18 protein-coding genes are annotated in these 15,021 nt (G+C 34.0%); all 18 read right to left on the minus strand.

Annotated features, from left to right (window positions below):
- Positions 1-43 precede the first annotated feature (43 nt).
- Positions 44-253 (minus strand): BhlA/UviB family holin-like peptide, encoded by a 210-nt coding sequence (locus IGK86_RS10625; RefSeq protein ID WP_010711299.1) that lies wholly within the window; start codon positions 251-253, stop codon positions 44-46.
- Positions 254-303: 50 nt separating this feature from the next.
- Positions 304-819 carry a hypothetical protein gene (locus IGK86_RS10630; RefSeq protein ID WP_207491325.1) on the minus strand — a complete coding sequence of 172 codons (516 nt, stop codon included), beginning with the start codon at positions 817-819 and terminating at the stop codon, positions 304-306.
- Positions 820-1,818, minus strand: a complete 999-nt coding sequence (locus tag IGK86_RS10635; RefSeq protein WP_192189374.1) for a structural protein — start codon at positions 1,816-1,818, stop codon at positions 820-822.
- 10 nt (positions 1,819-1,828) lie between these two features.
- Positions 1,829-2,923, minus strand: coding sequence for a siphovirus ReqiPepy6 Gp37-like family protein (locus tag IGK86_RS10640; RefSeq protein WP_438742240.1), 1,095 nt, complete (start codon positions 2,921-2,923; stop codon positions 1,829-1,831).
- Positions 2,924-2,926: 3 nt separating this feature from the next.
- Positions 2,927-3,826 carry a phage tail domain-containing protein gene (locus tag IGK86_RS10645; RefSeq protein WP_023895281.1) on the minus strand — a complete coding sequence of 300 codons (900 nt, stop codon included), beginning with the start codon at positions 3,824-3,826 and terminating at the stop codon, positions 2,927-2,929.
- Positions 3,826-8,574: a phage tail tape measure protein gene (locus IGK86_RS10650; protein ID WP_438742430.1), complete on the minus strand. Its 4,749-nt coding sequence runs from the start codon at positions 8,572-8,574 to the stop codon at positions 3,826-3,828. The genes IGK86_RS10645 and IGK86_RS10650 overlap by 1 nt, the downstream gene beginning before the upstream one ends.
- A 19-nt stretch (positions 8,575-8,593) precedes the next feature.
- Complete coding sequence (locus IGK86_RS10655; RefSeq protein ID WP_263864584.1) at positions 8,594-8,716, minus strand: hypothetical protein; 123 nt, start codon at positions 8,714-8,716, stop codon at positions 8,594-8,596.
- Positions 8,717-8,796: 80 nt separating this feature from the next.
- Complete coding sequence (gpG, locus tag IGK86_RS10660; protein ID WP_202575917.1) at positions 8,797-9,144, minus strand: phage tail assembly chaperone G; 348 nt, start codon at positions 9,142-9,144, stop codon at positions 8,797-8,799.
- A gap of 36 nt (positions 9,145-9,180) precedes the next feature.
- Positions 9,181-9,510, minus strand: a complete 330-nt coding sequence (locus IGK86_RS10665) for a hypothetical protein (protein ID WP_202575916.1) — start codon at positions 9,508-9,510, stop codon at positions 9,181-9,183.
- Positions 9,511-9,571: 61 nt separating this feature from the next.
- The gene (locus IGK86_RS10670; protein WP_174114237.1) at positions 9,572-10,180 is read right to left on the minus strand and encodes a major tail protein; all 609 of its coding nucleotides are present in this window, start codon (positions 10,178-10,180) and stop codon (positions 9,572-9,574) included.
- Between the two features lie 31 nt (positions 10,181-10,211).
- Positions 10,212-10,607, minus strand: coding sequence for a hypothetical protein (locus IGK86_RS10675; RefSeq protein ID WP_438742235.1), 396 nt, complete (start codon positions 10,605-10,607; stop codon positions 10,212-10,214).
- Complete coding sequence (locus IGK86_RS10680; protein WP_438742233.1) at positions 10,604-10,996, minus strand: hypothetical protein; 393 nt, start codon at positions 10,994-10,996, stop codon at positions 10,604-10,606. Before IGK86_RS10680 ends, IGK86_RS10675 begins: the two co-directional genes overlap by 4 nt.
- Complete coding sequence (locus tag IGK86_RS10685; RefSeq protein WP_373465608.1) at positions 10,993-11,367, minus strand: phage head-tail adapter protein; 375 nt, start codon at positions 11,365-11,367, stop codon at positions 10,993-10,995. The genes IGK86_RS10680 and IGK86_RS10685 overlap by 4 nt, the downstream gene beginning before the upstream one ends.
- Complete coding sequence (locus tag IGK86_RS10690; RefSeq protein ID WP_192190546.1) at positions 11,348-11,659, minus strand: hypothetical protein; 312 nt, start codon at positions 11,657-11,659, stop codon at positions 11,348-11,350. Before IGK86_RS10690 ends, IGK86_RS10685 begins: the two co-directional genes overlap by 20 nt.
- Before the next feature lie 78 nt (positions 11,660-11,737).
- Complete coding sequence (locus IGK86_RS10695) at positions 11,738-12,856, minus strand: phage major capsid protein (protein ID WP_172759987.1); 1,119 nt, start codon at positions 12,854-12,856, stop codon at positions 11,738-11,740.
- Positions 12,857-12,881: 25 nt separating this feature from the next.
- Positions 12,882-13,646 carry a head maturation protease, ClpP-related gene (locus IGK86_RS10700; RefSeq protein ID WP_202575914.1) on the minus strand — a complete coding sequence of 255 codons (765 nt, stop codon included), beginning with the start codon at positions 13,644-13,646 and terminating at the stop codon, positions 12,882-12,884.
- Positions 13,624-14,799 carry a phage portal protein gene (locus tag IGK86_RS10705; protein ID WP_438742230.1) on the minus strand — a complete coding sequence of 392 codons (1,176 nt, stop codon included), beginning with the start codon at positions 14,797-14,799 and terminating at the stop codon, positions 13,624-13,626. The genes IGK86_RS10700 and IGK86_RS10705 overlap by 23 nt, the downstream gene beginning before the upstream one ends.
- Positions 14,800-14,843: 44 nt before the next feature.
- Positions 14,844-15,014 (minus strand): hypothetical protein, encoded by a 171-nt coding sequence (locus IGK86_RS10710; protein WP_202576242.1) that lies wholly within the window; start codon positions 15,012-15,014, stop codon positions 14,844-14,846.
- Positions 15,015-15,021: the final 7 nt, after the last annotated feature.

Genomic DNA, 15,021 nt, shown 5'->3' on the forward strand with positions numbered 1-15,021 from the left:
TTCCTAAAATTAATAATAAAAAGGTATAGCTTAGAGCCATACCTTAATTTAATTTCTCATGAATTTTTTCTACCGTCGTTTTAATGTCTTCAACATCTTTTAACGAGTCCGCAAGCTTTCCAATTGTTTCTTGATAATTACGCTCACGATCATTATTTTGTTTCATCACCCAAATAAATAAACCAACAAATAGAGTTGTAAATGTTACTTGCTCTGGATTTGTTAATAAACCTCTTACAAATTCTTCAATCAAAACTACTTACCTACTTTCCGATAATTTCTTTACACTTCTTTTTCGACGTATTAATCAAGTATAGTAACAGTTCCTGTTCCCAAACTACCACTTTTTGGAAAAGGATCAGCAGTGCGCCAACTACCATGTACATAGTGATTTCCTTTTCTATCACTACCAAACCGAATACCTTTCGCATTCATTTCATATAGAGCTCCATAATTCCCTTGGGGGAAAGTATATTGAACTGTCGTTAATGCAATATTCCAAAAATCCTCTCTTAATGATTGGTCAATTTTAAATCCTTCTGGAATAATAAAAATTGGTACCATAGCAGTCTTTAGTTTAGTTGCATCTGCCACATTTACACGCAAATAAGCCTCTACTTTATCGTTTTCACGAATAAGAAGAATATTTGTTTCTTCTCCAAACGCAGTTTTGTACGCGGTTTCTACTTCGCTAAGTCCTGATTTTTTGTAAACATATCTTTTTTTAGCTTGAATTAATTGTTCTACAATTTCAAAATTTTCATTAATAGGTTCATGCCACAACGGATCCCCTTCGTTAATTTTTATAATCTCATTCATTTAATTTCCTCCTAAAATAACTTCTATTGTTTTTATTCCTGAAATGAATCTATGATGATACTCATCAAGCTTTTGATATTTAGGATTCACTAGTCCGAAATCAACAGGTACTTTTACTTTTAAAGAATTTCTACTTAAATATTCTATATTTATTGATAACGTCTGCGGATGTCCTCCACCTGCACCTGTTGTTTCTTGACCGACAGGAACAACACCTGCTCCATAATCCCAACTTAAAGCTCTAACACTGGGAAACCCACCTAATTTATGATTGATAGTTCCTAAATCAATAGTTGCAGTCAATTTATCAATTTGATTTTGCAAATTTGCAGCTTGATTTTTATCTAATAAATTTTTGAGATTATCAAACCATGTATTGAATAAAACAGACATATCATTTAACGATTGAGACATTTCTCTATTTTTTTCATCTGCTGAAGCTGAAAAATCATTAAATACTTGCTTTAACATTTCTTCATATTGCTTCTCCATTCCAGATACCGAAACATTTTCAAATGGTGTAGAATAGCCACAAACTTTCTCATCTGAACGTTTATCTATAATTAAATCTGCTGTAATAGCTGTGCTATTTCGTGGAACTCGAATAGTAGCCAATTGTATTTCAAAAATATCTGACGTGCGCTCAATTGCTATATTTCCTTTTTTTACCGCTACATATGATCGTCTAGCATTTAAATCATGCCGAACAACTATAGAATCAATTCTATCTTGTGTCGAAGAAGCGACTTCAATTGGTAATGCAAAAGCTGTTGTGTTTATATATTGATAGCCTTTTAAGCATGCTGAACCAGCTTTAACAACTACTCTCATTCCGACTGAATCTGCTGGCGCTATTCTCAACGCTTCTCCAATAGACATCATCACGCCATTTCGAAAAATATTCTCAAAATATTTTGCCCAGTCTGCCGAGGTATACGCACGATCATACTTTCCATTATCTTGTAGCACACCATCGTAAAATAAACTTAATTCTGCCAAAAACAAACACCTACTTTCTTTTAATTACATCAATAATTGTTTTACTCTGATTACCAAATTCACCGTCTATATGGTAACCTTTCTCATCCCAAGTTTGAGTTACAGAATTTAAAACAACAGTATCTGAATAACCAAAAGAAGAAATACGTTTCACTCGGTCTCCTAATCTATAATCTCGACCATAAACAAAAAGACTATCATTTAAATTGATAGTCCCATTCAAAGCAAGTACCGCTGGTTGTTCAGCTAACTTTTCTTTTCCTCTGGATTGAAGCGTTGCAATATACTGAGAATCAGACATTTTCACATCATTCACCGTTTGTTGTAAATCACGAGCATCTACATATATCTCTTTTCGTTCGAGGCCACTCAAATTGTTGTTTACTTGAGTATGCTTACGAGCTTTACCTTCTCCTTCTCCATAAATAAGAGCTGTAGTCGCTTCATCATAATTGTTTTTTTCAAGAGATTCATTTGTAATATTTTCAAACGTAGTACTAAATTGAATAATATTTGAGCGATTTTCACTTTTTCTAAATCGAATAGTTGTTCCAACTTTTCCTGATTGATAGGGAACTTCATCGAAACCAAAACCATAACTTTCGCATAACCCTTCAATTTCTTCTTCAACATTTCCATAACTATTTTGATAACTAATTGTTGAACTAGTAATCGCTGGTGGCTGTTCTACAGATAAATAATCAATTTTTCTCTTTGAATCTGAAGGAGCAATGACCTCATTTCTTAAATGGTCATAACAGATTAGTTCTGGTCTTTTTGTTTGATTATAAATACGATACACGATCCGTTTGCCAGTTTTTCCAAAAAGTGATTTACCAGAAATAGTGATTAACCCACTACTAAAATCATCACAAATAATAGAATCAATATAGTAAAAGCAATTATTAATTAATAAAATAGTTTCTTCTTTCAACATCTCTTCTGGCATATAATCAATCAAAAGAACGGCTTCAAATGTATTTGACTTCTTGTAGTTTTCCGTAATACTTAATGATTTCCAAATATCTAGGACTGAAGAAGATTCGTATTGAAACCCTGACTTTCTTCTAAAGATTTCTACAAATGGTGACGTAGCAAAATCCATTATTTACACCCCACTTACTAACGGTGTAAATTGCATTTCACATGTAATACCGTTTTGTGTATTATTTGCTGCTTTTAGCTGTAAATAATTATCTCCTTTTGATAATCGAAAGAAACTACTTCCTTCTAGTCGTTCTGGCACCGCATTTGTCTCTTTGCCATTTATAATTTTTTTAGCATATAAATTGCCACGCACAGTTGAAAGTTCAAATCTCGTTCCAGATTCAAATGTTCCTTTAAATCCAAAAAATGTTTGTTTCGTTACATCATAAATTTGTGGATTAGTCACAGTTGTTACACATTTCATAAAAAAGACTGCTCCAACTTGTACGTCTCCATTGTTTACAATTTTTTCAATATTTCCTGATTCAAAACGCCCGAACGTGTGCTCTTCACCTTGAACAAATACCATAGGAAAAATAAGTGTTGGATTTAATGTAGCTAATGGGACTAACGAATTATAAAAAGATACATCACGAAAATACGAATCAAATGCTTCAAACTGCAATGAAAATAAATTCCATTCATCAATTTTAAAAGGACTATCTTCATAAAGTTTGAAGCTAGGCGCTTGAATAGGTAACACATCTGTTTCATATTCTTTATCATAAACTTTCAATGTTAATTTACCTGTTTGTTTTAAATCGATTTTTTGAATCATATCACGTCGTAATTGATAAATTTCTTCTTCCGTTTTACCGATTAAAACTCCTTCTATTAATGGTTTACGGGTACTTAATCGAATTCCTACAACTTTAGCGCCGTCATCACCGAACACTTCTTCTGCTAAAACAACATTTTCAGGTGCTTCTAATCCTTCTACATTTTGCAAAAAATAAGGAGCTGATTCGTTAAAAACGAGTTGCTCCCCATTTTGATTTGTATACATTAATTCTAACTTCACTATTTAAGCCCCCTTGCTAAATTCCTTAATTGACGTTTATTTTCAATAGCTGCTTCACGAGCTGTTTTAGTATCAGATACAACAAAATTTTGATTAACTTCCATACCATTAAAATTACCGCTCTTCATATATGCAAGTAATTCACGCATAGTTGAAGCTAATTCTCCAAAATCAGTTGATTCCTTCGATTCTTGCACAGCAATTAAATTTTTAACAACCGAAGAATTTCTCGGAACGCCTACGCCGTTTTCATAACGAGGAATCAGTTTTTTTGTTTCAGAAGCTTTAATGACTTTTGAACCTCTTGGCAAATCAGGAAGAAAAACATTTCTTCCTTCTGGAATAAATGGCACACCGCCTTTAGGAATAACTAATTCTTTATAAACAGGTCCTCTTTGGTCATTAACAATCGCTGGACCTCCAACGTGATAATTTGTTCCTGTTTCAAGTCCTAAAATTTTTGCCACTTTTCCGCCAATATCAGCAACAACTTTTAATGTTTTAGTTATAACTGAAGGTCCTGAATTAAAATCATTTACTGCATTTTTAGCTGAACTTGCTGGCCCAGTTGCCTCATCTCGTGCTTTTAACAACTTCTCTACAGGATTATTTGCAGCAAAAACATTTAAACTACTATTACCACTAGCTGTTGCACTTACTACTCCTGAAGCATTACCTTTTAAATTCTTGCTAGCTGGATTATTTGCTTTATAAATATTTAAGGCACTACCCCCAGTTCTAGCAGCATTTTGCGCACTTGAAGAATCACCTTTTAAAAGTTTCATTGCTGGATTGTTTGCATTGAATGCATTTAAATTTTGAATACCTACCTGTGATTGGTTTGATACATTTGAAGCATCACCTAGTAATTTTTTTAAATGTGGTTTAACTTGATTATATGTTTCAACACTTAAGCTACCTTCGGCTATCTTAGCTTTTAAATCTTCGTTATTACCTAACATTTTTTTTACTGGATCAGGCAAAGCTTTCCAAGCATTCATACTTTCTTCTGATGCCATAACTTTTGTTAATAAATCAGTATTATCTCCAAGCATTTTTTTCTGATCAGCTGGTAACGCATTCCATTGTTTTAAACTAGTATCAGAAGTCATAATTTTTTGCAATACATCAGAATTATTAGCCAGAAGTTTTTTCTCATCATCTGGTAAATTTTTCCAGCGATTATATGATTGTTCTGATCCATATATTTTTGAAAGTAAATCGTAATTATCACCAAGAATTTCCTTTATATCCACTGGGACTTGTGACCAGTGGATAATTTTATCTTGAGATTGACTTAATACCTCAAGAAATCCTTGATTTTTTACTTTTAATTCTTTAACTTGTGGTTGATACTCTTTCCACAATCCCAAATTAAGCATTGTTTCTGCCATAACTTCTGGAGTATTTGAATAAAGAACTGCTTTCTTTTCTTCAAAGCTTAGTTTTCCCCAATCACCTTTAGCTTGCAATGCTTGTGTCATGGTTTTAGTAACATTACTCTTTAGCAAAGCTTGTTGTTCAGTAAAGGTCATCTTTTCCCAACGTCCATTAGCTATAGCAGCTTCCGCTATCATCAATTTGGCATTACTTTTTAAATCCGCATGTTTAGAAGCAAATAATAACTTATTCCATCCTTGTTCAGATTTTGCAGCTTCTGTTATTGCTTCTTGAGCGTTAGTTTTCACATGTCCATCTTTATCTTCTAAAACTAAATCATTCCAAAAATCAGCATATTCTCCACTTTTTTCAGACATTAGTTCAACTTTTTTTGCGTTATCTTCTGCTGCTTTGGCAGAAGTATTAGTCATATCTGTAAATGAAGAAGCTAGTTTTTTATTTTGAGTAATTGCAGCTTCTGATGCATCACCCATTGTACTTATCAATTGACCATTAGCTAAGAAAACTTCATTAGTTAATTCTGGATATTTTGCAAGAATTGTTGACATCTGATCATCAGTTATTTGTTGAGCAGAATCGCTACTTTCTTTAAGTAATTTAAGCATTTCTTTAGCATACTTACTATTTAAATCATATCCTGAATCCACTAATTTTTCTTTCATATCTTCTTGCATCTTTTGATATTCAAGAGAAGATTCTTGTCTTTGTTTTCCTAATGACTGCAGCCATTCTTTAGCTTGTGCTTTTGAAGCAACACTAACATTACCAGTCATTGCTTCCAGAATTTGTTTTGATTCTTTTTCACTTTTCCCCAGTGAATTTACGTATGCTTCAGCACTTTCTTGAGCATAAGCTTTTATCCGAACAGTTTCTTCATAGCTAATTTGTCGATTATTATTTGAAGCAGTTTTTTTGATTTGAGTAATTTTAGCATTGTTTTCTTTTACTATAGCAAGATATTTTTCCTGATTTGCTATTTCATCTTCTGTTAATTCATTGGCAGCTTCTTTAATATCGTCTGGTAACTCTTTAACTATACCTTTCAATGTTTCAATTTTTTTAGTTAGTGTTGTTTCAATTGATTGACCCATTTTAGAAAAATTATTTACAATTGAACCTGTATTACTTGAGATACCTTGTTCTAATAAAGAAAATTCTCCACTAGCACCTCTGCTATAACTTTGAAACTTAGTTAAAGCTTCATCAGTGGCTTTTCCTACATCGGTTCCCCATCTTTGTGTTCGCTGAGAACTATTCCAAGCTTCCTCACCCCACAACTTCCAAACAGCAATTCCTGCTCCAACAGCAGTTGTTATTCCTAACACCCAAGGATTTAACAAACTAAAACCTTTAGTTAGTGCGCCTATTTGGGTTGTAGTACCACCTATTTTAGCAGTTAAGCCGCCTAGTGCTGAACCAGAAGAAGCAAGATTTTTTCCAAAATCAACAGAAACTGAACTTCCTTTAGCAAAAGCTTGCGTAACATCTTCTATTGCTCTTTTTTTAGACATAGCTGCCATTGTATCTATGAAGCCTTTGCCGAGAGTACCTATACCTTTTGATAAAGTACCTGTTAATTTAATAGCTGGACCCATTGCTGCTGTAAGAGCGATCATTTTAACAATTGTTTGCTGCGTTTTAGGATTAGCATTTGAGAAAGATTCTGCTAAATTAGTTACCGTTTTAATCATCGGTTTGGCAGCTTGTAAAACATCTCGAAGCGCTTTAACTAAAGGACCTCCAAAAGTGATACCTACATCTATTGCTTCATTTCTCAACATTTTTAATTGAGATTCTGTGGTTTCATAACGCTTATTAGCTTCTTCTGTTAAAGCGGTATTTTCACTCCATGCTTTTGTTCCGCGATCAACCGCACTCTTAAATACATCGCTTGCACCAGCAGCACGAAGAAGACTATCACGGAGTCGAACCTCTGTGATTCCCATATCATCTAAAGTCTTAATAGCAGATGTTCCGTGCTTTTCAGAATCTCTTAAGCCTTCGATAAACTTCATAATGGCGCCAGAAGCATCTTCTTTAAATGATTTTGAAAATTGTTCAGCTGTCATTCCTGCTACGTTTGCAAAATCTTCTAAAGTCATGGCACTATCTGAAGCTTCTTTATGCATTGCTTTTAATTCTTTTCCAGTTAATCCCATAGCTTTTGCAGTATTTTCTAGTTCTTTACCACCATTTCTAACGGCATTAGAAACTTGCTCCATAGAAACGCCTGTTTTTTGACTTAAACTTTCTAATCCTGCAAAAGCGTTTGTTCCACTTTCAACAGCTAATTGCATTTGAATCATTACTTTAGAAAATGCAGAACCACCCGCTTCAGCTTCAATACCAACAGAACTCAATGCAGCTGCGAATCCCATAATTTGAGCTTCACTCATTCCAACTTGATGCCCAGCACCAGCTAAACGTAAGCCCATTTCTGTAATTTCTGATTCAGTTGTCGCGAAGTTATTTCCTAAATCAACAATCACAGAACCTAGCTTATCAAATTCCGTCTGTGGCATTCCTGTGATATTAGCCAAACGAGCTAAAGCAGTTGCAGCTTCATCTGCACTCATATTTGTTGATTCTCCCAAATCAATCATAGTCTTAGTGAAGCCAACCACATTTTCAGTTTTAATCCCTAACTGCCCTGCTGCTTCAGCAACATTAGCAATTTCAGTGTGGCTTGCAGGTAATTCTTTTGCTAAACCACGAAGCCCATTTTCTAAATCTTTGTACGAATAAACAACCTTACCTGTCGAATCTACAACTTCATCATTAGTCTTTTTTACCCCTGCGAAATCTGATTCCCACTTAACAGCGGCCGTTGTTACTGCGGCAGCTCCTGCTAAAATTGGCATTGTAACGCCTTTAGTTAGTGCTCCGCCCATTTGTTCCATACGCTGACCACTAGAAATCATCTTTTCACTAGCCTTATAAATAGCTCCAGTTGCTCCAGTAGTCTTAACTTGCATTTCTGCCATCTGTCCAGCAGTTTGAATCAGTTGAGAACGATAATTCGCAAGTTTGCCGTTAGCGTCTTGTAATTGAGTGGCTAGTCTTTTTGTGGATTCCGTCGCTTTGCCATCTACGAAAGATTCATCATAGGCTTTTTTTAATGCAGCCACTTGTTTTTCTTGAGCATTAATAATTTTAGTCAGCCCATCAAAACGAGTACCTAATTTCCCCATTTTGTTACCAGCCATATCAGCAATTTTTACATTGGCTTGCATTTCCTTAGCTAAATATCGAACTTCTTTCTTAGCATTTGCAGCACCACGCCCAAAATCAGAACTATCCAAACCAAGTTTTACAACCATATTTCCTAATGGCGTTCCACCACTCATTTAGTTAACCTCCTTCCTTTCATGCACCGCCACGCTTGACTAATTCGCTTAATGGTCGCACTTCTTGTTTTTTCTTTTTAGATTTCTTTTTCTTAGGTGCTTTCAATAAAATTTCATCAATATCCAAACAATCAGTATTCATGAAATCTCGAATCGTCCACCCTAAATTAGTGATAGCATTACGGACAAAATCAACTTGTAACTCATAAAGTTCATCCCAAGTTAAATTTCCTCCGCCATCGCTTTTTTTACAGCTTCATCATCTTCTTTTGAAAACCCTAAAACACGGTATCGAATAATCTGCCAAATTTTATCAACATCTAATGAATCCAATCCGTCTGTAATCGCTTCTTTAGTAACTTCTTTATCATCAAATAGATCAGCAACAAACTGAATTTGCATGTCCAAATAATCCTCTGGGCTTGGTTCTTTTCCATGTTTCTTCGCTGCTTCTTCTACTTCTTTTTCTAAACGAATATAGTCACTACGTTTTGAAAATGGTACAAAGTCTTGCGTAAATGTTTTTTCTTCACCGTTTATTCGCAACGTTAATTCAATTTTTCGTTCCATTAAAATTTCCTCCTAATAAAAGAACGACTAGTAAAACTAGTCGTTCGGTATCAATGCTAATAAATCAGCTTTCAATGTTTTTCCTGAAAAATCTATATTATGTTTAGTTAACCATTCCTTAATTTCTGGTACTGTACTATTTTCTGTTGGTTTATCATTAGCAGCAGTATTTAGCCCTCTTGCTTCTTGAACGGTAAATCCTGCAATATTAACCTTTTCAGATTCTCGCTCTCCTTTAACACGAGTTGCTTGATAATCACCTTCATTAACTACTGTTCCAGATGATAATCCTGTAATTGCTAACGGACTTGTACCTTCAGCAATTTTTTCTCCACTCTTCTTGTAAATTCTGAATGTATCAGGCATTACTTTTCCTCCTTTTAAAACATCTCAATTGTTGCCCCATCTGTTGTAGGTGTAATCGTTCCTACTGTGGGGCTTGTAACTTTTCCAATTCGTGTGTTTCATCTCCAAATAATTCTTTCTTCAATTCTTCTAATGCTTCAGAATTATCAGCAAAACCAACGGTTACTTTTTTATCTCCTACTTGGCGAGAAATAGCAGAATAAACGTACTCTCCCGGCTCTGGTGTAAAGTCATCATCATTTAACGTTTCTCCTTTGATACCATCGCATGAAAATGTTCCTGCATACATACCAAAACCAATTTTTTCACCATACAAATCTTCTGATTCAATGAGAACTGCATAATATGGTGGCTCTGTATCTTCTCCAATGTGATAAACTTTACTTTCTTCCGTTGCTTTTTTATGTCCTAAAATTTCATGTTCAATAGTTGCTGGAAAATCCAAAATACCTAAATTAGCTGCAATATCTCCATGCCCTTTGCGAGCTACATAATATGCAATATTTGAACCAAATACTTTTGACGGTTCTTTCTTCAAACCAGTAATTTCAAAACTTGCTGCTGCACCTTCTCTTGGTTTACCTTCAACAGTATATTTTTTTCCATCAACTGGATTCAATTCATTATCTAATTGTTTAATTGTAATTCTGCTAAAACCATATGTTTGCATAATTGTTTTCCTCCTAAAAAATAGACACCAATTAATAATTGGTGTCATGAATTTGTGTATTTTTTCTGTAGCGTCTTGCATCTACAAAACGTTTTGTTTCACTAAAATATTGGTCTAATCCGCCTTCAAGGCGACCAAAGCCAATTTGCCTCATTGTTTCTTCCGCTGCTTTAGAAATTCGCTTGGTTGTCATTCTATCCATACTTTCAACATTGATTTGGTAATTAAACCGAATAGATAATGCTTTATTATTAGCAAAATAAGCATTGGTTTGTGGACCAAGAAAATTATCAATAACAATAAAAGGCTTTGTCATATCTAAATTTTCAGGTACTTCATAAAATTTGATTCTTTGAGGTGTTACTAACTTTTTGATTGTTTCATTTTTAATCAGCGCATCGTAAACCTCCATCATCATGTCTTTCATTTTGCTAATTCCTCCATATCCGATTTCATTTCTTTAAATGCTTTCGCTTGGATTTCATCAGCTGCTGCTTGAAGTTTTCCCATTCCACGAGGGCGCACATAAGTTCCATGACGTGTGTAGCCAAATTCGTTTAAGTGAACGATAGGTGCACGTTCTTTTGAAGCCCAACCAGTCTCCACTCGCTTAGGATTACTTTTTATACCACTAGTTATTACTAAATCATGTGTTTTCCCTGAATCCATATAACTGGCCATGTATTTCTTAACAATCTGTTTGTTTCTTTCACCTTGTTTTCTCAATGCTTTATTGGCTATTCTGTTGACTCTGGCAGCTCCGAGTTGTGTTTCCATATTTTTGAGCGTTTCTTCTAAACCGATTATCTCGCTCATGATGTAGCCCCCAATACAATTTTAATAAAGCGGTTATCTTCAAAATCAGGTGAAACATCTACAATCTCCCATTCTTTCCCTTTAGGTAACACTCTGTAATCATCAATAATTACTTTGTGTTTATTAGTTGGGATATAGTCTTGATGGGGATCACGGATTTTAATTGTTAATCCCTCATTTGTTCCTTTGGCATTCAAGATTTCCATATCTTTCATTGAGGGATTGTAGGCCAAGCAAAAACATTCATATAACTTTTCCCTTTTTTCTTCCATTGGTTCTGGTCCATCGTTTGGAACAAATCTCCAAAATTGAACAGGCGTTCGAAGATTTCCACTATTAATTTTGGGCGTTTTATAACTCGGATGTATCATCATCAGACACCTCCGCATATTTTAAAGAACAAGCTAAAATATCAGATTGATAATTTGTTTCAAAAAACTCTAAAGAATCGTTATAAACATAACGACTTCTTTCAAAAACTAGCTCAATGAAAGTTAAATCATTTTCGGGATTAGTTGGATAAATTAGCGAATTAAGTCGTAAAAAAGAAGCGGCTAAGATTTCTTTTAACGAATCATCTTCCGATGATCCAAAAATCTTCATCCGCTTCTTGAATTTTCCTAACTTTAATTCGGCTAATTTCAATGCTTCTTCGTTAGTCATCAAATCCCTCCTTTAACTATGTCAATTCCACATTAGCCCCATCTGTCGTAGGTGTAATTGTTCCTATTGTGGGGCGTTTTACTTTTCTAATGTACTTACTGATAATGTCCAAACTGCCGCAGCCTTATCATCTTTTGCTTTTCCAAAATAGAAACCTTTGGCTGTATATAAATCTAAGTCTTCAAGAGCTAAAGTTTGGTCATATTTTTGAATACCCATAGAACCACCCATATAGGCATCATATCTTCCGACTACAAATGACAATGCTTTACCAGTAGGCTGTGCTACAGATTCAATAATATTTAAATTAAATGGTAATGCTGTAACATATACTCCATTAGCATTTAAAAAAGTATATTGTGCTTTTACATCCCAAGCATCTGCTGGATTCACCACTAAATTTACTTTGCCTGCTACAGCTAAAGATTTACCGTTTTCTTTTGTTGAATGATGCTTAAATAGCTCTTTCAACTCATTAACTGTTGTTTTTGAATCGGCAAAAGTTAATTCTCCTGATGGTTCTTTTTCTGGATATTTCCCGTCCGATACAGGAGTTCCTTTCGCCACTTTACGATTCAATCCTACAGGTTGGTTTTTCCCATCACCAGTTAAAAAGGCTAATTCTAAGGCTACAGAAAAAGCTTCTTGAATTTGTAATCGAATAAAACGCTCAATCCATGATGGCCCATAACCTTTTAAATCTTTTGGTAATACGACAAATGCGGTTAATTTGTTATCAATTGTTTCTTCTTCGCTGAATGCTGCATCTAATTGTCCTTTGATTTCTCCAAAAACGTTTCCCCAAACAGCTACTCCACTTGTATCAGATTTCAAAAATTTCAATCTTAACCCTGCATTGCGTAAGCCAATTGCAGACAATAACGGATGTTCTGTCGTTAAATCATTAAAAATTTCATCTACTGTTTCTTCTGGTAACAGCTCTTCGTCTTTGTACCCTACTTCTTTATTAATTTCATTATAAAATTTGCGTGTTTTAGCATCCATGTTTCTATCTTTACTAGAAACTGCCGCAATTGATTCTGCGCCTTTTTCTCCTGCTTTTTCCGCTTCTACTAATAATTGATCAAGCATTTCGCCATACAATTGTCCTTGTTTTTCAATAGACTCTTCATTTTGAACAGCATTAATCCAATTTAATTTTGCTTGTTCAAATTCTTGCGATAATTTAATTGTCATAATCAATTCCTCCTAAAAATGTGTATTAAAATAAGAATCTAGCAAACGGTGATACGTTTGTTGATTCTTTAGATTCAATAGTTTGTTCACTTGTAATTTCCTTTTGTTTGGCTTCAATGATAGCTTCAGCAATCATTTCCTTTAATTCTTCTTTATTTACCATTGTCACCGATTCATTTTGCTGATTTTTTAGTTTTTTCACTTCATTGATAATATCTTTTGAAATAAGACCACTTCCAGCATCAGCAACTAACAACGGACGTTCAATATTTTCAAACATGATTTCGTCTACAAAACCATTTTCAACAGCCTCTTCTGCGGTTAACCATGTTTCTTTGTCCATTAACGCTAAGATTTCTTCTTTCGTTTTTCCTGTTTTCGCAACGTAAGCATTAGCCAAAGAAGAATTAGCCTTTTGTAAAATTTCGCTGGCTTTATCCATAACATGATAATCTCCACCAGCACCCATGGCTACATTATGGATCATAATTTGTCCAACAGGGCTAATCGCTACTGTATTTCCAGCCATAGCAATAATGCTTGCAGCACTTCCTGCCATAACAATGTTTACTTTTACATCGCCTTCATAAGAACGCAATGCTGTGTAAATTTCATTTCCCATATCTACAAGACCACCATAAGAATTGATGGTTACTTCTACAGATTCATTTTCTACTGGCAGCAAATCCAAAACATCTTTTGGACAAGTTGCATCCATATCGAGCCAATCATAAAACCATTTATCATCATTAGAAATAATCGGTCCATTAATCTTGATTTTCACTGTCATTTTCTTCCTCACCACCTTTCAGTTTTTCATAGTTTTTAGTTATATGATGTTCATTCATAAACGGTTCATCAGATTCATCGTATTCAAAATCTCTTAATACTTGATTTGGTGTAAATACACCTGAAGCAATTAATTTATCAATCTTGACTGCTTCTTCATATGGATCACGTTTAAGAACATTTTCAATAACAATTCTTTGGCCTTTTTTATATTCACTTTTTTCAAGTATTTTATTATTAAGCTCAGACTGTAACTTATCTTTTAATTGCATGATACAAAGCTTTTGATAGGCTTTAAGGTTAAACTCTAAATCTGCCATTTCTCCATGAATTAAAGCAGAAGGAACGCCTATTGCTCGACAAACGTCATTAATTAAAGTCTTTTTCAATTGTTCTAATTCTTCTAACGATTGATTAGAAGAATTGGTTTTATTTGTATATTCTTCATAGTCAAACCCTTTAAGCTTTGGAACAATTGCCACAGAATTTGTTTTAAACGATTTATAAATCTTATTTACAAATTTTTGTAGTTTTTCTTGAGTACTTCTTCCGTTTTCATCTTTCTTATCTCCATAGCTACCCGTTTGATCGATTGATACAGAAGCTCGAATTTGATTATTTCGCATAGCTACTTCCAGAATACGACCGAAAAGCTTGCCATAATCATTAAATAAACCATCCGTAAACTTTTCTAATTTATCGTTATTGTATTGAAGATAAATAACATCAGACATTTTAAAATTTCTCTGATAAGTATATCCTTTTACCGTAACGCCCTCAAAAACATCTTCATATAAAGCATACTCATTGCGATAAAAACTATCTGCAATTAACAATTGATCATCATCTGATACAATGACTAATACTTCATTATTTTTCAGTAAAGTATAAAAAAATCTTTGCCAAAAATCATTTGCTGACATATCTTTATTTGGGCGAACATTTAATAAATATTCCCATTCACTTTTTGTACCATCCCTTATTTGAATTTGCATCGTTGACATAGTTCGGGCAACAAAATTCAATACAGAATCTAGTGCTAAACGTTTTAAATAGGCTCGGGTGGATACCTCACTTATAAATTCAAAATCCAACATTTCTTGAATTGCTCTATTCTTAGCTGATGTACTTTTTAAAAGATCGAATAAACTCATTCGTTCACCTCCTCTCTCTTATTAAATAATATTCCGAAAGGTTTTTATCTGATTTTCCCTAAAAAACGACGTCCAGATTTATTTATTTTTTTCTTTGGAACAGCCCATTTAAACCCATTACTCTTAACAATTATTTTTGAGAAATATGCAGCATTACTTCCATAAGCAGATTTTTCTTTTCGTTCTATATTTAAGTATTGGGGTTTATACATCATGATCACC

Source organism: Enterococcus sp. DIV1206 (assembly GCF_051712485.1).
Taxonomy (GTDB): domain Bacteria; phylum Bacillota; class Bacilli; order Lactobacillales; family Enterococcaceae; genus Enterococcus; species Enterococcus faecalis.